Consider the following 21646-nt stretch of genomic DNA (forward strand, 5'->3'; position numbering starts at 1 on the left):
ACCTTCCGGAGAACCTTCATGCGCATCGTCTTCGCCGGCACGCCGGCCGTCGCGATTCCGGCCCTTCGCCTCCTCGCCGCACAGCACGAGATCGTCGCCGTCATCACCCGCCCCGACGCGCCGCTCGGGCGCAAGCGGGTGCTGACTCCGTCGCCGGTCGCCTCGGCGGCAGAGAACCTGGGTCTCCCGGTGCTGAAGACCGCGAAACTGGACGACGAGGCCACCGGCCGCATCTCGGCGCTGCGCGCCGATCTCGGCGTGATCGTCGCCTACGGCGGGATCGTCCGCGAACCCCTGCTGTCCGCCCCGGCACACGGCTGGGTCAACCTGCACTTCTCGCTGCTGCCGCAGTGGCGCGGGGCGGCCCCGGTCCAGCGCGCGCTGATCGCCGGCGACCGCCAGCTCGGCGTGAGCGTCTTCCAGCTCGTTCCGGCGCTCGACGCCGGTGACGTGTACGCGATGCGCGAAGTCGCCGTGCCGTCGGACGCCACCGCCGATCACGCACTGGACATCCTCGCCGCCGACGGCGCTGAGCTCACCAGCGACGTGGTCGCCGCGATGGCAGGCGGAACCGCGGTCGCCGTTCCGCAGTCCGGCGAGGTCACCCTGGCGCCCAAGCTCACGCTGCAAGACGGCCTGCTCGACTGGTCACTGCCCGTCGACGCCGTCTTCGCCCGCTATCGCGGGGTGACTCCGGAACCGGGTGCGCACACCACCCTCGATGGGGCGCGACTCAAGATCCTGGCGGCTGCGCCGGCGGCATCCGATTCTCCCTCGCTCGCACCGGGCGAGCTGTTCGGCACCAAGGGCGCCGTGCTGATCGGCACCGGCTCGACGCCTCTCGCTGTGACGCGCGTGCAGCCCGCAGGGAAGGGCGCAATGAACGCCGCCGACTGGTGGCGCGGCGCCCATCTCGACGCCGCGGTGAAGGCCGGATCATGAGCAGACCGAAGATCCAGCCGGCCCGCTGGGTGGCGTACGACGTGATCCGGGCCGTCTCCGGCGAGGACGCCTACGCCAACCTGCTGCTGCCGAAGCTCATCGGCGACGCGAAGCTGAACACGCAGGATGCCGCTCTCGCCACCGAGCTCGCGTACGGCACGCTTCGTCGACGCGGCACTTATGACGCCATCATCGCCGAGGCCGCCGGGCGTCCGGTCGCAGACATCGACCCTGCGGTGCTCGACGCGCTGCGCCTGGGTGCGCATCAGCTGCTGTCGACCCGGGTTGCGGCCCACGCCGCCGTCAACGAGTCGGTCAACCTGGTCGCGTCCGAGGTCGGTCGCGGTGCGTCCGGCTTCGCGAACGCGGTGCTGCGCCGCATCGGACGCGATGACGCCGACACCTGGCAGAAGCGCATCGAGAGCGGTGCGCGCTCGGACGACGAGCGGCTGGCGCTGCGCACAGCGCACCCGGTCTGGGTCATCCGCGCACTGCGCCGGGCGCTGGCCGCGGAGGGGCGCGCAGAGGAGCTCGAGGAGCTGCTGCACTCGGACAACGTCTCGCCCGAGGTCACGCTCGCCGCGCTCCCGGGCCTTGCGGAGCCCGCCGAGCCACGGCGCCCGTACGCCCCGACCGCGTTCGGCTCTCCCGGCGGCGACCCCCGTGACGCGATCGGCCATGCCGAGGGCGCGATCCGGGTGCAGGACGAGGGCTCGCAGCTCGTCGCCCTCGCGGTCGCCGCAGCGGCTCCCGTGCGGACGGGGGAGCGGTGGCTCGATCTGTGCGCCGGCCCCGGCGGCAAGACCGCGATGCTGGCCGCGCTCGCGCATGAGGCCGGTGCGCGGCTCGAGGCGAACGACGTGGTGCCCGCGAGGGCGGGGCTCGTCCGCAACGCCGTGCGCCCGCTGCCGATCGATGTGCCGGTGCACGAGGCCGACGGGCGCGACTTCGCGGCACAGCACCCGGGCGGGTTCGATCGCATCCTCGTCGACGCGCCGTGCACTGGCCTCGGCGCACTGCGCCGCCGGCCGGAAGCGCGATGGCGCAAGTCGCCCTCGGACGTCGCCGAGCTCGTCGACCTGCAGAGCCAGCTTCTGGATGCCGCGATAGACGCGCTCGCACCGGGCGGCATCGTCGCGTACGCCACGTGCTCGCCGCACCTCGCCGAGACCACCGGCGTCGTCGCCGAGGTGCTCCGCCGGCGAGATGACGTCGTCGAGCTGGATGCCCGCGCGGTCGTCGCCGGCGTCGCATCCGCGCCGATCGACCTGGCGGCGCCCATCGAGCCCGGCCCCGGCAGCTCGAGCGCGCAGCTGTGGCCGCACCGACACGGCACGGATGCCATGTTCCTTGCGCTGCTGCAGCGCTCCGCCACTCCCACCGAAGACTCCGCTGAGGAAGATCAGTGACATGAACCCGCCCAGCGCCCCGCGCATCAACCCCAGCATCCTCGCCGCGGACTTCGCGAACATGCAGTCCGAGCTCGCCCGCATCGCCGCGGCGGATTTCGCGCACGTCGACGTGATGGACAACCACTTCGTGCCGAATCTCACATTCGGTCCGCAGATGGTCGAGCGGATCCAGGCCACCAGCCCCATCCCGCTGGATGTGCACCTGATGATCACCGACCCCGACCGCTGGGCGCCCGGCTACGCCGAACTCGGTGCCGCCAGCGTCACGTTCCACCTCGAGGCGGCACACGACCCCGTCGCCCTCGCGCGCAGGCTGCGCGAGATCGGCGCTCGTGCCGGCATCGCGATCAAGCCGGGCACCGCCGCTGACGCACTGTACGACATCCTCGACGAGTTCGACCAGATCCTGGTGATGACGGTCGAGCCCGGATTCGGCGGCCAGGGATTCATGCCCGAGACCATGCCGAAGCTGCGCGCGCTGCACGACGAGGCGCGGCGTCGCGGCTCGGACGTGTGGCTGCAGGTCGACGGCGGCATCTCAGACGCCACGATCGCGCAGGCCGCGGAAGCGGGAGCAGACACGTTCGTCGCGGGCTCTGCCGTATACGGCGCAGAGGACGTCACAGCCGCCGTCACTGGTCTCCGGGAGCGTGCGCGAGCGGCTAGCCTTGAGCTGTGAAGACTTTCGACGAACTGTTCGCCGAGCTCAGCGAGACGGCGCAGACCCGTCCCGAGGGATCGGGCACCGTCGCACAGCTGGATCGCGGCGTGCACGCGATCGGCAAGAAGATCGTCGAAGAGGCCGCCGAGGTGTGGATGGCCGCCGAGTACGAATCGAGCGAGAACGCGGCTGAGGAGATCTCGCAGCTGCTCTACCACCTGCAGGTCATGATGCTCGCGAAGGGGCTGAGCCTGGAGGACGTCTACCGACATCTGTGAGCGCGTCCCCACCAGACCGTTCGATCAGAAGGACATCCATGCTCCGCATTGCCGTTCCCAACAAGGGCTCGCTCTCCGAGACCGCCGCCGAGATGCTCGCCGAGGCGGGATATGTCGGCCGCCGCGACCCCAAGACGCTGCACGTGGTCGACGCCGACAGCGACGTCGAATTCTTCTACCTCCGTCCGCGCGACATCGCGACGTACGTGGCATCCGGCGCTCTCGACGTCGGGATCACCGGACGCGACCTGCTGATCGACGTGCGTCAGGACGATGCTCGCGAGATCGAGCAGCTGGGCTTCGCCCGATCGACGTTCCGCTTCGCCGCGCCGGCAGGGCGCTTCGAGTCCATCGAAGACCTCGCGGGCGTGCGCGTCGCCTCGGCCTACCCCGGGCTGGTCGACGACTTCCTGCGAGAGCACGGCGTCCAGGCCGAACTCGTGCCGCTCGACGGCGCGGTCGAATCGGCCGTGCGGCTCGGCGTCGCCGATGTGATCGCGGACGTCGTGGAGACCGGCACCACGCTCCGCCAGGCGGGGCTCGAGATCTTCGGCCCGGTGATCATCGAATCCGAGGCCGTGCTCATCAGCCGGCCCGGCGACGCTCCTGGCACCTCGCGCCTGCTGCGGCGCCTGCGCGGTGTCATGGTCGCGCGGCAGTACGTGCTGCTGGACTACGACCTGCCGGCCCACCTCGTCGACCAGGCCGTGGCCATCGCCGGCGGGCGGGAATCCCCGACGATCTCACCGCTGCGCGATGCGGACTGGGTCGCCGTGCGCGTCATGATCCCGCGCAAGGGCATGAACCAGGTGATGGACGACCTGTACGCGCTCGGCGCACGGGCGATCCTGGTCACCGCGATCCACGCTGCGAGGCTCTGATGACTCTTGCCGCACGTGTGATCCCGTGCCTCGATGTCGCCGCCGGTCGTGTGGTGAAGGGCGTGAACTTCCGGGATCTGCGCGACATGGGAGATCCGGTCGAGCTCGCGGCGCACTACGCCGCGCAGGGAGCCGACGAGATCACCTTCCTCGACGTCACGGCGACGGTGGATGCCCGATCGACGACGTACGACGTGGTGCAGCGCACTGCCGAGCAGGTGTTCGTCCCGCTCACCGTCGGCGGGGGAGTGCGCGATGTCGAGGACGTCGCCCGGCTGCTGGGGGTGGGCGCGGACAAAGTCGGCGTCAATTCCGCCGCGATCGCCCGCCCGGATCTGATCGGCGAGATCGCCGACCGCTTCGGTGCTCAGGTGTTGGTGCTGTCGCTGGATGTGAAGGGCGGCACGGGCACGCGCTCCGGATACGCCATCACCACGCACGGCGGACGCACCGAGACGACCCTCGATGCGCTCGACTGGGCGCGCGAGGCCATCGAGCGCGGCGCAGGCGAGCTTCTCGTGAACTCCATCGACGCGGACGGCACCAAGGACGGCTTCGACCTGGAACTGGTGCGGCTCATGCGCGAGGTGTCATCGGTGCCGGTGATCGCCTCAGGCGGCGCGGGCACCGTCGAGCACTTCGCCCCGGCCATCGCGGCGGGGGCTGACGCTGTGCTCGCTGCGAGCGTGTTCCACAGCGGGCAGCTGACCGTCGGCGACGTGAAGGACGCGCTGGACGCCGCCGGCGTCGTCGTGCGACACGGTGTGAGTGTCCGCCGCGGGGTGAACGACGGGCTCGGCGCAAGAGGCCAGGGCGGTCCGAACTCATGACATCCGACGCGGACATCGAAGCGCAGATCGCGCGGGTCGTCTGGAACGACGCCGGCCTGGCTCCGGTGATCGTGCAGCAGCACGACAGCCGCGAGGTTCTGATGCTCGCATGGATGGACGCCGAGGCGCTGCGGCGCACGCTCACCGGTGGTCGCGCGGTGTACTGGTCGCGCTCACGCCGGGAGTACTGGCGCAAGGGCGACACCTCCGGGAACACGCAGCGGGTGCACGGGGTCGCGGTCGACTGCGACGGTGACACGATCCTGCTCGCGGTCGACCAGCACGGCGCTGCGTGCCACACCGGCACCCGGACCTGCTTCGACGGGCGCGAGCTCTCGTTCCGTGCCGGGGAAGGGGAGTGACATGCTGCGTCGCGCGCGCATGATGGCGGTGCTGGGATTTCTGCTCGCGGGTGCCATCGGCATCATCTCATCGACGCAGACCTGGCTCGTCGTCGAGAGGTCGGATGCCGCAGAGCCGCTCCTCATCGCCGGCGCCGACGCCCTGACGCTGCTCGCGCCGCTCTCGCTGGCCGTGCTGGCGCTCGGGGCCGCCCTCTCCATCGCCGGAGTCATGCTGCGGTACATCTTCGGGCTGCTCGCGGCAGGCGGCGCGATCGTGCTGATCATGGGCACGACCACGCTGCTCTTCGGCCCGCCGCTGAGCGCGGCGGCGAAGGCTGTGGCTGAGGCGACCGGACTGACCGGGGATGCTGCGCTCTACGACATCGTCGACGCGATCGTCCCCACCGCCTGGCCGGCGGTCGCCCTGGCGGCCTGGGCGGTGCTGCTGGTGGCATCCGTCTTCGTACTCGCCACCGCGCGCTCATGGAAGTCCGGCGGTCGTCGCTACCGCTCGTCTTCCGAGGCGCAGCATCATGAGACCGGCCCCCTGGATGCAGTCGATTCGTGGGACGAGCTGTCCCACGGCACCGACCCGACAGACTCTGCCCGATAGACTGATCTCATCGCCTAGCCTCCCGGAGGAGAACATGACCAACCCGATCGCCGACCCCGGACACGGACACTCGCCTGCTGCGTGGACGGCCGTTGTGATCATGCTGCTCGGCTTCGCCGCCGGAACCGTCTTCTTCGCGCTCGAGATGCCGGTCGCTGTCTGGATCTGCGCCGGCATCGTCCTGGCCGGACTGATCGTCGGCTGGGCGATGGCGAAGGCGGGCTGGGGAGTGAAGGGCCCGAAGTACGCACCGAAGGCGCACTGATGGTCCTCGCCGACCTGACGGCCGGCGCGGTGCAGGACGCGGAACGACGCGCACTGTCGCGACCGCTCTCCGTCGTCGAGCGTGAGGCATCCGAGCGCCCGGCGGCACGGGACGCCCTCGCGGCGCTGGCGCCCGCCGACCGCGTCAAGATCATCGCCGAGGTCAAGCGCGCCAGCCCCTCGCGCGGCACACTGGCAGACATCCCCGATCCCGCACTGCAGGCATCGCTGTACGAGCGGGGCGGAGCGTCGGCGATCAGCGTGCTCACCGAGGAGCGGCGATTCGGCGGAAGCCTCGCCGATCTCGAAGCCGTCACGGCGAGCGTCGAGCTCCCTGCGCTGCGCAAGGACTTCATCGCGACGCCGTACCAGGTGTTCGAGGCCCGCGCCGCAGGCGCCGATCTGGCGCTGCTGATCGTCGCCGGGCTCGAGCCCGCGGTGCTCGCCGAGCTGCACGCTCTCATCCTCGAGCTCGGCATGACGCCGCTGGTCGAGACCCACTCCGCCGAAGAGCTCGAAGTCGCGATCGACCTCGGTGCGAGCCTGATCGGCGTCAACGCCCGCAACCTGCACACGCTCGAGCTCGATCGCGATCTGTTCGCGCGTCTGTCGGACCGCATCCCGGCATCCGCGGTCAAGGTCGCCGAGTCGGCGGTGCTCGAGCCCGCCGACGTCACGCGATACCGCGAGGCCGGGGCGGACGTCGTGCTGATCGGCGAGGCACTCGTCACCGGCGACGCCGTGGCGACACTCGGCTCGTTCCTCGCTGCCGGCGACATTCCGAACCACACCCGGGAGGTGCACCGGTGAGTCTGCGCGACCAGCACGGCCCGTTCTTCGGCGATTTCGGCGGACGCTACATGCCGGAGTCCCTCATCGCCGCTATCGATGAGCTCACCGCCGCGTACGAGGATGCGATTGCCGACCCGGCGTTTCGCGCGGAACTGGCGAGCCTGCTGCATTCCTACGCGGGTCGTCCCTCGCCGATCACCGAGGTGCCCCGCTTCGCGGAGCACGCCGGGGGAGCCCGGGTGTTCCTCAAGCGCGAGGATCTCAACCACACCGGCTCGCACAAGATCAACAACGTGCTCGGCCAGGCGCTGCTGACCACGCGACTGGGCAAGACGCGGGTGATCGCCGAGACCGGCGCCGGCCAGCACGGTGTCGCCACCGCGACGGCGGCAGCGCTGTTCGGCCTGGACTGCACGATCTACATGGGCGAAGTCGACACCGAGCGCCAGGCGCTGAACGTCGCACGGATGCGGCTGCTCGGCGCGGAGGTCGTGCCTGTGAAGACCGGATCGCGCACCCTGAAGGATGCCATCAACGACGCCTACCGCGACTGGGTCGCCAGCGTCGAGACGACCAATTACATCTTCGGCACCGCGGCGGGTCCGCACCCGTTCCCTGCGATGGTGCGCGACTTCCAGAAGATCATCGGCGAAGAGGCGCGCGAGCAGCTGATCGCCGAGGCGGGTCGTCTTCCGGATGCCGTCGTCGCCTGCGTCGGCGGGGGATCGAACGCCATCGGGATGTTCGACGCCTTCCTCGACGATGAGGGCGTCAAGCTCTACGGCGTCGAAGCGGCAGGCGACGGCGTCGACACACCACGCCATGCGGCGTCCATCGGCCGCGGTCGTCCCGGAGTTCTGCACGGCGCAAAGACCTACGTGCTGCAGGACGAGGACGGCCAGACCATCGAGTCGCACTCGATCTCCGCGGGTCTCGACTACCCCGGCGTCGGCCCCGAGCACTCCTGGCTGAGCACCATCGGGCGTGCCGAGTACATTCCGGCCACCGACGACGAGGCCATGCAGGCGCTGCGCCTGCTGAGTCGCACCGAGGGCATCATCCCCGCGATCGAATCCGCGCACGCACTTGCCGGCGCTCTGCGCCTCGGCCGCGAGCTCGGCACTGACGGCCTCATCGCCGTGTGCCTCTCGGGCCGCGGCGACAAGGACATGGACACCGCAGCGCGGTACTTCGAGCTGTACGACGAACAGAACGAGGCACGATGAGCCGCGTGGCGGAGGCCATCCGCAAGGCGCATGCGGCCGGTCGCGGCGCGTTCGTCGGCTACCTGCCGGTCGGCTACCCCGACCTCGACACCAGCATCCAGGCAGCGCTCACGCTCGCCCGCAACGGCGTCGACGTCATCGAGCTCGGCCCGCCGTACTCCGACCCGGTGATGGACGGCGAGGTCATCCAGCAGGCGACACAGCACGCGCTGGCGAATGGATTCCGGATGCGGGACCTGTTCACGGCGGTGAAGGCGATCACCGCCGAGACCGACGTCCCTGTCGTCGTCATGACGTACTGGAACCCCGTGATGCAGTACGGAGTCGACCGCTACGCGGACGACCTGCTCGCCGCCGGCGGCGCCGGTCTCATCACGCCCGACATCACCCCCGAGGCTGCCGAGGAGTGGATCGCGGCGAGCACGCGCACCGGTCTCGACCGGATCTTCCTTGCGGCGCCGACCTCGAGTGACGAGCGTCTCGACCTCGTGATCTCCTCCTCGACCGGCTTCGTGTACACCGTCTCGACGATGGGCATCACGGGGGAGCGCGCCGCTCTCGATCGCGCCGCCCGCACGCTCGTCGAGCGCATGCGCGCACGCGGCGAGACGCTCGCGTGCGTCGGCATCGGAATCTCCAACGCCGCGCAGATCGCCGGTGTGACCGAGTACGCCGACGGCGCCATCGTCGGAACAGCACTCGTCAAGGCACTGCGTGACGGCGGACTCGACGCCCTCGCAGAAACCACCAGAGCACTCGCCGGCGGCACGCCGACGACGCGATACTAGGATCGTTCTCATGCACTTCGCGCCCTTCAGCACTCTCTCGGCCGTGCCCGCAAGCATTCCGAGCCCCGAGGTCAGCACCTTCCCGCTGTGGCCGGGCGGACCGACCATCCACTTCTACGCGCTGTGCATCATCGCAGGCATCATCGCCGCAGTGCTCCTGACGAACCACCGCCTCACGAAGCGGGGTGCGGAGAAGTGGGTCGTGGTCGACATCTCGATCCCCGCCGTGGTGCTGGGCATCGTCGGAGCGCGCGTCTTTCACGTGCTGACCCACCCGGACTTCTACTTCGGCCCCGACAAGAACACCTGGAACCCGTTCGAGTACGGCTCGGTGTGGGCGATCTGGGAGGGCGGCATCGCCATCTTCGGAGCGCTGCTCGGCGGCGCCGTCGGCGCCTGGATCGGATGCCGGTGGACCGGCATCCGGTTCTGGACCTTCGCCGACGCACTGGCGCCGGGACTGCTGCTCGCGCAGGCCATGGGCCGCTTCGGCAACTGGTTCAACCACGAGCTGTTCGGCCTCCCCACCGATGTGCCGTGGGGACTCGAGATCGAGTCGACGAACCCGGCCTTCCCCCCTGGGCTGGCCGAGGGCACGCTGTTCCACCCCACGTTCCTGTACGAGGTGCTGTGGAACGGCCTCGGCGTGATCGCGCTGCTCTGGGCCGGTTCCAAGCTGCGCCTGCAGTGGGGCAAGCTGTTCGCCCTGTACCTGATCTGGTACAGCGCAGGACGCATCGTCTGGGAGTCCATCCGGATCGACCCGAGCGAGATCATCCTGGGCCTGCGCAGCAACGTGTGGGCGGCCATCATCGGCGTCGTCGTCGGCCTCGTCATCATGATCGTCCAGACCCGACGGCACCCCGGCGTCGAGACGTCCGCGTACGTCCCCGGTCGGCAGCCCGCCACCGCGGATGTAGAATCGCAGGACAATCCCTCCGACTTCGTCGACGTGAGCGAGCCTCCGTCGACAGCCGAAGTCGTCTAGGAGCCAGCGCCACAAGCACAGCTCCCGTCAGCGGGGAGCCTCCGCCGGAGTCTCCTCTTCGAGCGAGAAATCGCACTGAACGAGCGGGCCGAAGACGTCCCCGGGTTCACTGAGAACTGAGGACGGTGACTGGTGTACTTCCAGCCTCCCTACGGCGCCTCCGGCGCCTACCCCCCGAAGCAGGGGATGTACAACCCCGCCCACGAGAAGGATGCCTGCGGCCTGGCCATGGTCGCAACGCTCCGCGGGGAACCCGGCCACGACATCATCGCGCTGGCGCTGGAAGCGCTGCGCAACCTGGAGCACCGCGGTGCGATCGGCTCTGACGCCGGCACCGGAGATGGCGCCGGCATCCTCACCCAGATGCCGGACGCGTTCCTCCGAGCGGTCACCTCCTTCGAGCTTCCCCCGGCCGGCGAGTACGCCGCAGGCCTGGCATTCCTCCCGCGTGAGTCGAGTGCCCGCCGCGAGCAGAAGGCCGGCATCGAGCGCATCGCCGCTGAAGAGGGCCTCGCCGTGCTCGGATGGCGCACGGTCCCGACCGCCAACGAGAACCTCGGCAAGCTCGCCGACGAGGCTCGCCCGGCCTTCGAGCAGCTCTTCGTCTCGCTTCCCGCCGCGGGCGGCCACGGCGGAGCATCCGGCCTCGCACTCGACCGGATCGCCTACCGCCTGCGCAAGCGCGCAGGCCATGAGCTCGACGCCTACTTCGTGTCGCTGTCCTGCCGCACCCTCGGGTACAAGGGCATGGTCACCACCCTGCAGCTCGAGCCGTTCTACCCGGATCTGCAGGACGAGCGCTTCGCCTCCGAGCTGGCCGTCGTCCACTCCCGGTATTCGACGAACACGTTCCCGTCGTGGCCGCTGGCACAGCCTCTGCGGATGCTCGCCCACAACGGCGAGATCAACACCGTGGGCGGAAACCGCAACTGGATGCGCGCCCGCCAGTCTCAGCTCGAGTCCGAACTGCTCGGCGACATGCGCCCCCTGCTGCCGATCTGCACCGTCGGCGCCAGCGACTCCGCCTCGTTCGACGAGGTGCTCGAGCTGCTCACCCTCACCGGTCGCAGCCTGCCGCACGCCGTCATGATGATGGTGCCGGAGGCCTGGGAGAAGCAGACCGACATCGAGCCGGACCTTAGGGCGTTCTACGAGTACCACTCGAACCAGATGGAGCCGTGGGACGGCCCCGCCGCCTTGATCTTCACCGACGGCACGCAGGTCGGCGCCACCCTCGATCGCAACGGCCTCCGCCCCGGCCGCTGGACCGAGACCACCGACGGACTGGTCGTGATCGGCAGCGAGACCGGAGTCCTCGAGTTCGCGCCCGAGCGCATCAAGCGGCGCGGCAGGCTCCAGCCCGGCCGAATGTTCCTCGTCGACACCGCCCAGGGCCGGATCATCGAAGACGAGGAGATCAAGCGCGATCTCGCCGCGATGCACCCCTGGCGCGAATGGCTGGACGAGGGCGCTGTGCGCCTCGCCGACCTTCCAGAGCGCGAGCACATCGTGCATCCGGCAGCATCCATCACCCGCCGCCAGCGCACCTTCGGCTACACCGAGGAGGAGGTGCGCATCCTCCTGACCCCGATGGGGCAGAACGGCGCCGAACCGCTCGGCGCTATGGGAAGCGACACACCCATCGCCGTGCTCAGCGAACGCCCCCGGCTGCTGTTCGACTACTTCGTGCAGCAGTTCGCCCAGGTGACCAACCCGCCGCTGGACGCCATCCGCGAAGAGGTCGTCACCAGCCTGCGGCTCGGGCTCGGCCCGGAACGCAACCTCCTCAGCTGGGGGCCCGATCACGCGCGCACGGTCACACTCGACTTCCCGGTGATCGACAACGATGAACTCGCGAAGATCCGCCACATCGAGAAGGCCCTTCCTGGCCACTCCAGCGCGACGATCCGCGGTCTGTACCACTTCGACGCAGGTGAGCACACGATGCAGGAGCGCCTCGCCGAGATGTGCGCCGAAGCGGATGCCGCCATCGAGCGCGGCGCCGAACTGCTCATCCTCTCGGACCGCGACTCCAACAAGGATCTCGTTCCCATCCCGTCGCTGCTGATGGTCTCGGCCGTGCATCATCATCTGATCCGCCGCGAGAACCGCATGAAGGTCGGTCTCGTCGTCGAAGCCGGCGACGTCAGAGAGGTCCACCACGTCGCGACCCTCATCGGCTACGGCGCATCCGCCGTCAACCCGTACCTCGCGATGGAGAGCGTCGAGCACCTCGTGCGCACTGGCTTCATCACCGGGATCACCCCCGAGAAGGCGGTCCGCAACCTGATCTACGCGCTCGGGAAGGGGGTGCTCAAGATCATGTCGAAGATGGGGATCTCGACTGTCTCGTCCTACGCGGGTGCACAGGTGTTCGAGGCGATCGGCCTCAGTCAGGAGTTCGTCGACGCGTACTTCACCGGCACGGAGACGAAGCTCGGCGGCATCGGCATCGGCGAGGTCTTCGCCGAGAACCAGGCCCGCCACGACTTCGCCTACCCGGAGGACGGCGCTGCACGCGCGCACGAGCGCCTCTGGACCGGTGGCGAGTACCAGTGGCGCCGCGACGGCTCACCGCACCTGTTCAACCCGGACACGGTGTTCCGTCTGCAGCACTCCACCCGCACGCGCCGCTACGACATCTTCCGGGAGTACACCCGGCTCATCGACGATCAGGCGCGGGAGCTGAAGACGCTCCGCGGCCTGTTCGCGCTGCGCACGGGTGAACGGCCGCCCGTGCCGATCGACGAGATCGAGCCGGTCAGCGCGATCGTGAAGCGATTCTCCACCGGAGCGATGAGCTACGGGTCGATCTCCCAGGAGGCCCACGAGACCCTCGCGATCGCGATGAACCGCCTCGGTGCGAAGTCGAACACCGGAGAGGGCGGGGAGGACCCCGGCCGTCTCATCGACCCCGAGAGGCGCAGCGCGATCAAGCAGGTCGCATCGGGGCGTTTCGGCGTGACCAGTCAGTACCTCACCGAAGCGGATGACCTGCAGATCAAGCTCGCGCAGGGCGCCAAGCCCGGTGAGGGCGGTCAGCTGCCCCCGCAGAAGGTCTACCCGTGGGTGGCGCGCACGCGGCACGCGACCCCGGGTGTCGGGCTGATCTCACCGCCGCCGCACCACGACATCTACTCGATCGAAGACCTCAAGCAGCTCATCTTCGATCTCAAGCGCGCGAACCCGCGCGCCCGGATCCACACCAAGCTCGTCAGCCAGTCCGGCATCGGCGCAGTGGCGGCCGGTGTCGCCAAGGCGCTCAGCGATGTCGTGCTGGTGTCCGGCCATGACGGCGGCACCGGCGCGAGCCCGCTGAACTCGCTGAAGCACGCCGGCACCCCGTGGGAGCTGGGCCTGGCCGAGACGCAGCAGACCCTCATGCTCAACGGCATGCGCGACCGGGTGGTGGTGCAGGTGGACGGTCAGCTGAAGACCGGCCGGGACGTCATCATCGGCGCCCTGCTGGGTGCGGAGGAGTTCGGCTTCGCGACCGCGCCGCTCGTGGTCAGCGGATGCATCATGATGCGCGTGTGCCACCTGGACACGTGCCCGGTGGGCGTCGCGACGCAGAACCCGGTGCTCCGGGAGCGATTCACCGGAAAGCCCGAGTTCGTCGTGAACTTCATGGAGTTCATCGCGGAGGAGGTGCGCGAACTGCTCGCCGAGCTCGGCTTCCGCTCGCTCGATGAGATCATCGGCCGCACCGATCTGCTGCGCACTGACGAGGCCGTACGGCACTGGAAGAGCGAAGGTCTCGACGTCTCGCCGATCCTGGCGGGCCCCGCGTTCCCGGCCAGCGAGCCGCGTCGCAGCGGCCGCTCTCAGGATCACGAGCTGGAGAAGCATTTCGACGCGAGCCTGCTGGCCCACACCGCGTCTGCACTCGACACCGGCGATCCGGTCGTGCTCGAGCTGCCCATCCGCAACACCGAGCGCGCCGTGGGCACCATGCTCGGGCACCACCTGACCGCACGTCACGGCGCGCACGGGCTGCCTCGAGGAACGATCGATGTCACGCTGCACGGCACGGCCGGGCAGTCGCTTGGCGCCTTCCTGCCGTCCGGCATCGTGCTCCGCCTCGAGGGAGACGCCAACGACTACGTCGGCAAGGGCCTCTCCGGAGGCGACATCACGATCCGGCCGTCGCGACAGGCCACGTTCGCTCCGCACCAGAATGTGATCGCCGGCAACGTCATCGGCTATGGGGCGACGAGCGGGACGATGTTCATCTCGGGCGTCGTGGGGGAGCGGTTCCTCGTGCGCAACTCCGGAGCCACCGCCGTGGTGGAAGGCGTCGGCGACCATGCGCTGGAGTACATGACCGGAGGGGTGGCAGTGATCCTCGGCGACACGGGACGCAACCTCGGCGCCGGGATGTCCGGTGGCGTCGCCTACGTCCGCCGGCTCCGTCCCGCGCAGGTGAACACCGAGGGGCTCTCCTCCGGTGAGCTGCGTCTCGAACCGCTGGACCGTGCGGACGTGGAAGTGCTGCGGGCGCTGCTGTCCGAACACATCGACAGCACCGGCTCACCACTGGCATCCGAGATCCTGGCCGATTTCGACGTCGCCCAGGCCGAATTCATCAAGGTGCTGCCGCGTGACTTCGCGGCCGTGCAGACCATGCGACAGGAGGCGCTGGCCGAGGGAGTCGATCCCGACGGCGACGTCATCTGGAACCGGATCCTGGAGGTGACCGGTGGCTGACCCCAAAGGCTTTCTGAAGACGACGGAGCGCGAGCTTCCCGCTCGCCGTCCGGTGCCGGTGCGCATCATGGACTGGAAAGAGGTCTACGAGCCCGGCGATCGCGCGGTGCTCAAGCGCCAGGCCGGACGCTGCATGGACTGCGGCGTGCCGTTCTGCCATTCCGGGTGCCCGCTGGGCAATCTGATCCCCGAGTGGAACGACCTGACGTGGCGCGAGGAGGGGCGTGCGGCGATCGAGCGGCTGCACGCCACGAACAACTTCCCGGAGTTCACGGGGCGGCTGTGCCCCGCTCCGTGCGAGAGCTCGTGTGTGCTCGGCATCAACCAGCCCGCAGTCACCATCAAGCAGGTCGAAGTCTCCATCATCGATGAGGCGTTCGCTCGCGGCTGGGTCGATCCGCAGCCGCCTCAGCGGCTCACGGGCAAGACGGTCGCGGTGGTCGGCTCGGGCCCCGCGGGGCTGGCCGCCGCCCAGCAGCTGACACGCGCCGGGCACACCGTCGTGGTCTACGAGCGCGACGACCGCATCGGCGGGCTGCTGCGCTACGGCATTCCGGACTTCAAGATGGAGAAGCGCCACCTCGAGACGCGCCTCCGACAGATGCAGGAGGAGGGCACCCGCTTCCGCGCCGGCGTCGAGATCGGCGTCCAGATCTCATGGGACGACCTGCGCGCGCGATACGACGCCGTGCTGCTGGCGACCGGCGCGACGGTGCCGCGCGACCTGCCGATCCTGGGGCGCGACCTCGATGGCATCCACTTCGCGATGGAGTACCTCGTCGAGTCCAACCACGCGACGGCGGGCGACGACGTCGCCAACCAGATCACCGCTGCCGGCAAGCATGTCGTCGTGATCGGCGGTGGCGACACCGGCGCGGACTGCATCGGCACGGCGCACCGGCAGGGCGCGCTGAGCGTCACGAACCTCGCCATCGGACGCCGGCCCGGCACGGAGCGCGCCGACCATCAGCCGTGGCCGACGCAGCCGACGCTGTTCGAGGTCCAGTCCGCCCACGAAGAGGGCGGGGAGCGCTCGTACCTGGCATCCACCGTCGAATTCCTCTCGGACGCCGCCGGGGAGGTGCGCGCCGTGCGCGTCGCCGAGACCGAGTTCGTCGACGGACGTCGCGTCCCCAAGAGCGGCACCGAGCGCGAGATCCCTGCCGATCTCGTGCTGATCGCGATGGGATTCACCGGCCCCGAGACCCACTCGTTCGACGGCGACACGGCTCTGCCGGTGACCGAGCGCGGCACGCTGCGCCGGGACGACGACTACGCGACCGCCCTGCCGGGCGTGTACGTCGCCGGGGATGCCGGTCGCGGCCAGTCCCTGATCGTGTGGGCCATCGCCGAGGGGCGCTCCGCGGCATCCGCCATCGACCGCCATCTGGTGGGCACGTCGGCGCTGCCGGCGCCCGTGGCCGCAACAGATGTCGCACTCAGCGTGCAGCCCGCGTAGGCTGAGCGCGGCAACGTCGCCATTTTTCTGTTGTCACCTTCCGACCCTGGAGAAGATTTGAGACGCGCGAAGATCGTCGCCACCCTAGGACCCGCCACCTCGACGTATGAGACCGTCCGTGCCCTGATCGAAGCCGGAGTCGACGTCGCCAGGCTGAACCTCAGCCACGGCGATTACAGCGTGCACGACGCGAACTACGCGAACGTGCGCCGCGCCGCGGACGACGCGGGACGCGCCGTAGCGGTGCTCGTCGACCTGCAGGGCCCGAAGATCCGCCTCGGCAAGTTCGAGGCAGGCCCTTACGAGCTCGCGGTCGGTGACATCTTCAAGATCACCACCGAGGACATCATCGGCAACCGCGAGATCTGCGGCACGACCTTCAAGGGTCTGCCGCAGGACGTGAAGCCTGGTGACTTCCTGCTGATCGACGACGGCAAGGTGCGTGTCCAGGTCGTCGAGACCGATGGCACCGTCGTCACCACCAAGGTCATCGTCGCCGGTGCCGTGTCGAACAACAAGGGCATCAACCTGCCGGGCGTCGCCGTCAACGTTCCCGCGCTGAGCGAGAAGGACGAGGACGACCTGCGCTGGGGTCTGCGCACCGGCGCAGACGTCATCGCCCTGTCGTTCGTCCGCAACGCGGAGGACGTCAACCGCGTGCACGAGATCATGGCCGAAGAGGGTGTCCGCATCCCCGTCATCGCCAAGATCGAGAAGCCGCAGGCGGTGGACGCCCTGGAAGAGATCGTGGACGCCTTCGACGGCATCATGGTCGCCCGTGGGGACCTCGGCGTGGAGCTTCCGCTCGAGGCCGTGCCGATCGTGCAGAAGCGCGCCGTGGAGCTCGCGCGCCGCATGGCGAAGCCGGTCATCGTCGCCACTCAGATGCTCGAGTCGATGATCGAGAGCCCGGTGCCGACGCGCGCCGAGACCTCTGACGTCGCCAACGCCGTGCTGGATGGCGCGGACGCGGTCATGCTCTCGGGCGAGACCAGCGTCGGCGCCTACCCGATCGTGGTCGTCGAGACCATGGCCCGCATCATCGAGTCGACCGAGGAGCACGGCCTGGAGCGCATCCAGCCGCTGACGACGAAGCCGCGCACGCAGGGTGGCGCCATCACGCTGGCCGCTCTCGAGGTCGCCGAGTTCGTCGAGGCGAAGTTCCTCTGCGTTTTCACGCAGTCCGGCGACTCGGCGCGTCGTCTGTCGCGCCTTCGCTCGCGGATCCCGATGCTCGCGTTCACCCCCGAGCCGGGCATCCGACGTCGCATGTCGCTGACGTGGGGAATCCGCTCGACGCTGGTCGAGACCGTGCAGCACACCGATTCGATGTACCGCCAGGTCGACGAGTACCTGCTGCGCACGAACCTTGCGCAGGAGGGCGATCGGGTCGTCGTGATCTCCGGTTCCCCTCCCGGGATCATCGGCTCCACCAACGACATCCGCGTCCACAAGGTCGGGGACGCCGTCGGCGGGGCGGCCCCCGTCTACAAAGCCGGGGTCTGAGCATTCGGAAGGGGCGGGACCTGCGGGTTCCGCCCCTTCTCATGCGCTAAAGTCGATCCGGGCCGGCGTGGCGGAATGGCAGACGCGGAGCACTCAAAATGCTTTGTCCGAAAGGGCGTGTGGGTTCGAGTCCCACCGCCGGCACTCACCTCCGATAGGATTTCATCTGTGACCGAGCAAGAACAGCCTGAGCAGCCCACGCCATCCGCCCCGCGACGCGTCGTCGTCGCCGAGGATGAGTCGCTGATCCGCCTCGACATCGTCGAGATCCTGCGCGACAACGGCTTCGATGTCGTCGGTGAGGCGGGTGACGGCGAGACGGCCGTGCAGCTCGCGACCGAACTGCGCCCCGACCTCGTCGTGATGGACGTCAAGATGCCGCAGCTCGACGGCATCAGCGCCGCCGAGAAGCTGCACAAGGCGAACATCGCCCCCGTCGTGCTGCTGACCGCCTTCAGCCAGAAGGAGCTCGTCGAGCGCGCCAGCGAGGCCGGCGCACTGGCCTACGTGGTCAAGCCCTTCACGCCGAACGACCTGCTGCCCGCGATCGAGATCGCCCTGGCGCGCCACGAGCAGATCATCACCCTCGAGGCCGAGGTCGCCGACATGGTCGAGCGCTTCGAGACCCGCAAGCTCGTCGATCGCGCCAAGGGACTGCTCAACGAGAAGATGGGGCTCAGCGAGCCGGAGGCGTTCCGTTGGATCCAGAAGGCGTCGATGGACCGTCGCCTCACGATGCAGGATGTCGCCAAGGCCATCATCGAGCAGCTCGCTCCGAAGAAGTGAGTCGAATTCTCCAATGCGAAGAGGCCCCGCCGATCGGCGGGGCCTCTTCGCATTCCTCCGTCAGGCGTCGACGGTCTTGATCAGGTTGGTGATGCGGATCGTCGAGCAGCGGCGCCCCTGATCGTCGGAGACGACGATCTCGTGCACGCTCAGGCTGCGTCCGAGATGGATCGGCGTGCACACGCCCGTCACCACTCCGGAGGTCGCCGAACGGGTGTGCGTGGCGTTGATGTCGATGCCGACCGCGAGCTTTCCGGGGCCCGCTGCGAGGTTCGCCGCCATCGAGCCGAGGGACTCGCCGAGCACCACGTATGCACCGCCGTGCAGCAGCCCGACCGGCTGGGTGTTCCCCTCGACGGGCATCGTCGCGACGCTGCGGTCGATCGAGAATTCAGTGAACTCGATCCCCATCTTCTCGGCCAGGGCGCCCATGCCACGCTGCGTGGCCCACTCCAGTCCGGTCATCTGGTTCTCGGTCACTGATCCTCCTCAAGCGGGTGTCTGTCGTCCTCGTTAGGCTGACAGGGTGACGGACTCCGCAAAGCCTACCCTCATGGTCGTCGACGGCCATTCCCTCGCCTATCGCGCATTCTTCGCACTTCCGGTGGAGAACTTCACGACGAAGGACAATCAGCACACGAACGCCATCTACGGCTTCCTGTCGATGCTCGTGAACCTGATCAAGACCGAGAAGCCGACCCATCTCGCGATCGCGTTCGACACCTCCCGGCATTCGTTCCGCACCGATGAGTACCCCGAGTACAAGGCGACCCGGTCTGAGACGCCTTCCGAGTTCAAGGGGCAGATCCCGCTGCTGCAGGACTGCCTGGCCGCGATGTCGATCCCTGTGCTCACCAAGGAGGGCGTCGAGGCCGATGACATCCTCGCCACGCTCTCGGTGCAGGGTTCGGCACAGGGGTACGACGTGCTGCTGGTCTCCGGCGACCGCGACACGATCCAGCTCGTGAACGACGAGGTGACGCTGCTGTACCCCTCGGTGCAGGGCGTCTCCCAGCTCAAGCGCTATGACCCGATCGCCGTGCAGGACCGCTACGGCGTGCGCCCCGAGCAGTACCCGGACATCGCAGCCCTCGTCGGCGAGACCAGCGACAACCTGCCCGGCGTGCCGAAAGTGGGCGAGAAGACCGCGGTGAAGTGGCTGACGCAGTTCGGCGGCCTCGACGAGCTGCTCGATCGCGCCGACGAGATCAAGGGCGTCGTGGGCGGCAACCTCCGCGAGCACATGGAAGCCGTGCGCCGCAACCGCAAGCTGAACCGCCTGCTCACCGACGTCGATCTCACGGTGACGCCGGCCGATCTCGTGGTCGCGCCGATCGACCCTCAGGCCGTGCGAGACATCTTCGCCCGCCTGGAGTTCCGCACGTTGCTGCCGCGCGTCTTCGACGCCGTGGGCGCGAGTGATGAGCCGGTGCACGATGAGCCGGCAGTGGCCGTGCCGGACGCGGTCGAGGCCTCGGCGCCCGAGATCGCAACGTGGCTGGCGGCGCAGACCGGCGAGCTCGCCCTCCACCTCGTCGTCGCCGGAGGCACGATCACGCGGTTCGGCATCGCGGGGGAGACCGAGTTGCGCGAGGGCGACTGGACGGACGAGACTGCAGGTGCGCTGCGCACGTGGCTGGAGTCGGATGCCGAGAAGGTCCTCCACGACGCGAAGCCGCAGGTGAAGGCGCTGCTGCGCGCGGGCATCCGTCTCGGCGGCCTCAGCTGCGACACGCTCCTCGCCGGCTGGCTGATGCGTCCCAGCTTCCCGGACAAGACGCTCGCGCACCTGGTGAGCCGGTATCTGGATGAGAAGCTGCCGGAAGCCGATCCGACCCAATTGGTTCCCGAGACCGACGGTGCCACGCCGTCCCAGGAGGCGTGGTTCACTCTCCGCACGGCAGCCGAGATCCGAGAGCAGATGCCCGAGTCGGTGGCATCCGTCCTCGACGACATCGAACTGCCGGCGCTGCTCGTGCTCGCCGACATGGAGATCGCCGGCGTCGCCGTGTCGCACGACGTGCTCTCGACGTTCTCCGGCGAGCTGCTGGCGCGCACGGACGCACTGGCGGCCGACGCGTTCACGCTGGTGGGGCGCGAGTTCAACCTCGGCTCGCCGAAGCAGCTCCAGGAGGTGCTGTTCGAAGACCTGCAGTTGCCCAAGACCCGCAAGACCAAGACGGGTTACTCGACGGATGCCGCGGTGCTGGCCGATCTGCAGGAGACGAACCCGCACCCGTTCCTCGCCCTGCTGCTGCAGCACCGTGAGGCGACCAAGCTCCGGCAGATCATCGAATCGCTGGATGCAGCCATCGCGGCCGACCACCGCGTCCACACCACGTACGTGCAGACCGGAAGCCAGACCGGGCGCCTGTCGAGCACCGACCCGAACCTGCAGAACATCCCCGTGCGCACCGAGGAGTCGCGTCGCATCCGCAGCGCGTTCGAAGTCGGCGAAGGCTTCGAGACCCTGCTGACGGCCGACTACTCGCAGATCGAGATGCGCATCATGGCGCATCTGTCCGGCGACGAGGGCCTTGTCGAGGCATTCAACTCCGGTGAGGACCTGCACCGCTTCGTGGGCGCACGGGTGTTCGGCGTCGCCCCGGAGGACGTCACCCCGGCGATGCGCACGAAGGTCAAAGCGATGTCGTACGGCCTCGTCTACGGGCTCAGCGCTTTTGGCCTGTCGAAGCAGCTGCGCATCGAGCAGTCCGAGGCGAAGAAGCTGATGACCGAGTACTTCGCCCGCTTCGGCGCGGTGCGCGACTACCTGCGCGCGTCGGTGCTGAAGGCGAAGGAAGACGGCTACACTGAGACGATCTTCGGGCGGCGTCGCCCGTTCCCCGACCTCAACAGCCCGAACCGGGTGCTGCGTGAGAACGCCGAGCGAGCGGCACTGAACGCGCCCATCCAGGGCAGCGCGGCCGACATCATGAAGATCGCGCTGAATCGCATCCATGCCGACCTGCGCCGAAGTGGACTCGCCTCTCGTGCTCTGCTGCAGATCCACGACGAACTCGTCGTGGAGATCGCTCCGGGGGAGTGGGACCGCGTGGAGCAGATCGTGCGCACGCAGATGGCCGGCGCCGCCCAGCTCTCGGTGCCGCTGGATGTGCAGGTCGGCGCCGGGCGCGACTGGAACGAGGCTGCGCACTAGGCTCGAATT

At 68.9% G+C, this 21646-nt stretch carries 19 protein-coding genes and 1 tRNA gene; 19 read left to right on the forward strand and 1 reads right to left on the reverse strand.

The window, feature by feature from the left end:
- Window positions 1-18: 18 nt before the first annotated feature.
- The 18 genes from fmt to ACQUSX_RS02230 all read left to right on the forward strand — a co-directional run bounded on the left by fmt (window position 19) and on the right by ACQUSX_RS02230 (window position 18477).
- Entirely contained in the window at window positions 19-942 is a 924-nt protein-coding gene (fmt, locus tag ACQUSX_RS02145) for a methionyl-tRNA formyltransferase (protein WP_428905324.1), read from the forward strand.
- Window positions 939-2351: an RsmB/NOP family class I SAM-dependent RNA methyltransferase gene (locus ACQUSX_RS02150; protein WP_428905325.1), complete on the forward strand. Its 1413-nt coding sequence runs from the start codon at window positions 939-941 to the stop codon at window positions 2349-2351. The genes fmt and ACQUSX_RS02150 overlap by 4 nt, the downstream gene beginning before the upstream one ends.
- Window position 2352: 1 nt before the next feature.
- Window positions 2353-3033, forward strand: coding sequence for a ribulose-phosphate 3-epimerase (rpe, locus tag ACQUSX_RS02155; RefSeq protein ID WP_428905326.1), 681 nt, complete (start codon window positions 2353-2355; stop codon window positions 3031-3033).
- Window positions 3030-3293, forward strand: a complete 264-nt coding sequence (locus tag ACQUSX_RS02160) for a phosphoribosyl-ATP diphosphatase (RefSeq protein ID WP_428905327.1) — start codon at window positions 3030-3032, stop codon at window positions 3291-3293. Before rpe ends, ACQUSX_RS02160 begins: the two co-directional genes overlap by 4 nt.
- A 38-nt stretch (window positions 3294-3331) precedes the next feature.
- The gene (gene hisG, locus ACQUSX_RS02165) at window positions 3332-4174 is read left to right on the forward strand and encodes an ATP phosphoribosyltransferase (RefSeq protein ID WP_428905328.1); all 843 of its coding nucleotides are present in this window, start codon (window positions 3332-3334) and stop codon (window positions 4172-4174) included.
- Window positions 4174-5004, forward strand: a complete 831-nt coding sequence (hisF, locus tag ACQUSX_RS02170) for an imidazole glycerol phosphate synthase subunit HisF (protein WP_428905329.1) — start codon at window positions 4174-4176, stop codon at window positions 5002-5004. The genes hisG and hisF overlap by 1 nt, the downstream gene beginning before the upstream one ends.
- Window positions 5001-5366 carry a phosphoribosyl-AMP cyclohydrolase gene (hisI, locus tag ACQUSX_RS02175; RefSeq protein WP_428905330.1) on the forward strand — a complete coding sequence of 122 codons (366 nt, stop codon included), beginning with the start codon at window positions 5001-5003 and terminating at the stop codon, window positions 5364-5366. The genes hisF and hisI overlap by 4 nt, the downstream gene beginning before the upstream one ends.
- Window position 5367: 1 nt before the next feature.
- Window positions 5368-5961 carry a Trp biosynthesis-associated membrane protein gene (locus ACQUSX_RS02180; RefSeq protein ID WP_428905331.1) on the forward strand — a complete coding sequence of 198 codons (594 nt, stop codon included), beginning with the start codon at window positions 5368-5370 and terminating at the stop codon, window positions 5959-5961.
- Window positions 5962-5995: 34 nt separating this feature from the next.
- Window positions 5996-6226 carry an HGxxPAAW family protein gene (locus ACQUSX_RS02185; RefSeq protein WP_428905332.1) on the forward strand — a complete coding sequence of 77 codons (231 nt, stop codon included), beginning with the start codon at window positions 5996-5998 and terminating at the stop codon, window positions 6224-6226.
- Window positions 6226-7035 carry an indole-3-glycerol phosphate synthase TrpC gene (gene trpC / locus ACQUSX_RS02190; protein ID WP_428905333.1) on the forward strand — a complete coding sequence of 270 codons (810 nt, stop codon included), beginning with the start codon at window positions 6226-6228 and terminating at the stop codon, window positions 7033-7035. Before ACQUSX_RS02185 ends, trpC begins: the two co-directional genes overlap by 1 nt.
- Window positions 7032-8243, forward strand: coding sequence for a tryptophan synthase subunit beta (gene trpB / locus ACQUSX_RS02195; protein ID WP_428905334.1), 1212 nt, complete (start codon window positions 7032-7034; stop codon window positions 8241-8243). The genes trpC and trpB overlap by 4 nt, the downstream gene beginning before the upstream one ends.
- A complete protein-coding gene (gene trpA, locus ACQUSX_RS02200) occupies window positions 8240-9031 on the forward strand; it encodes a tryptophan synthase subunit alpha (RefSeq protein WP_428905335.1) in 792 nt (263 codons plus the stop codon). The genes trpB and trpA overlap by 4 nt, the downstream gene beginning before the upstream one ends.
- A 10-nt stretch (window positions 9032-9041) precedes the next feature.
- Window positions 9042-10019, forward strand: coding sequence for a prolipoprotein diacylglyceryl transferase (lgt, locus tag ACQUSX_RS02205; protein WP_428905336.1), 978 nt, complete (start codon window positions 9042-9044; stop codon window positions 10017-10019).
- Window positions 10020-10205: 186 nt separating this feature from the next.
- Window positions 10206-14726: a glutamate synthase large subunit gene (gltB, locus tag ACQUSX_RS02210; RefSeq protein ID WP_428907571.1), complete on the forward strand. Its 4521-nt coding sequence runs from the start codon at window positions 10206-10208 to the stop codon at window positions 14724-14726.
- Window positions 14719-16185: a glutamate synthase subunit beta gene (locus ACQUSX_RS02215; protein ID WP_428905337.1), complete on the forward strand. Its 1467-nt coding sequence runs from the start codon at window positions 14719-14721 to the stop codon at window positions 16183-16185. Before gltB ends, ACQUSX_RS02215 begins: the two co-directional genes overlap by 8 nt.
- 57 nt (window positions 16186-16242) lie before the next feature.
- Complete coding sequence (gene pyk / locus ACQUSX_RS02220; RefSeq protein ID WP_428905338.1) at window positions 16243-17691, forward strand: pyruvate kinase; 1449 nt, start codon at window positions 16243-16245, stop codon at window positions 17689-17691.
- Window positions 17692-17752: 61 nt separating this feature from the next.
- Window positions 17753-17835: transfer RNA gene (locus ACQUSX_RS02225), tRNA-Leu, on the forward strand.
- Window positions 17836-17859: 24 nt separating this feature from the next.
- Entirely contained in the window at window positions 17860-18477 is a 618-nt protein-coding gene (locus tag ACQUSX_RS02230) for an ANTAR domain-containing response regulator (protein WP_428905339.1), read from the forward strand.
- A gap of 60 nt (window positions 18478-18537) precedes the next feature.
- Here ACQUSX_RS02230 and ACQUSX_RS02235 read toward each other — a convergent pair whose 3' ends face one another.
- Window positions 18538-18942: a hotdog fold thioesterase gene (locus tag ACQUSX_RS02235; protein WP_428907572.1), complete on the reverse strand. Its 405-nt coding sequence runs from the start codon at window positions 18940-18942 to the stop codon at window positions 18538-18540.
- A gap of 61 nt (window positions 18943-19003) precedes the next feature.
- Here ACQUSX_RS02235 and polA point away from each other — a divergent pair, with 61 nt between their 5' ends.
- Window positions 19004-21637: a DNA polymerase I gene (gene polA, locus ACQUSX_RS02240; protein ID WP_428905340.1), complete on the forward strand. Its 2634-nt coding sequence runs from the start codon at window positions 19004-19006 to the stop codon at window positions 21635-21637.
- Window positions 21638-21646 lie beyond the last annotated feature (9 nt).

The sequence above is a fragment of the Microbacterium alcoholitolerans genome, from assembly GCF_050408615.1.
GTDB lineage: Bacteria > Actinomycetota > Actinomycetes > Actinomycetales > Microbacteriaceae > Microbacterium.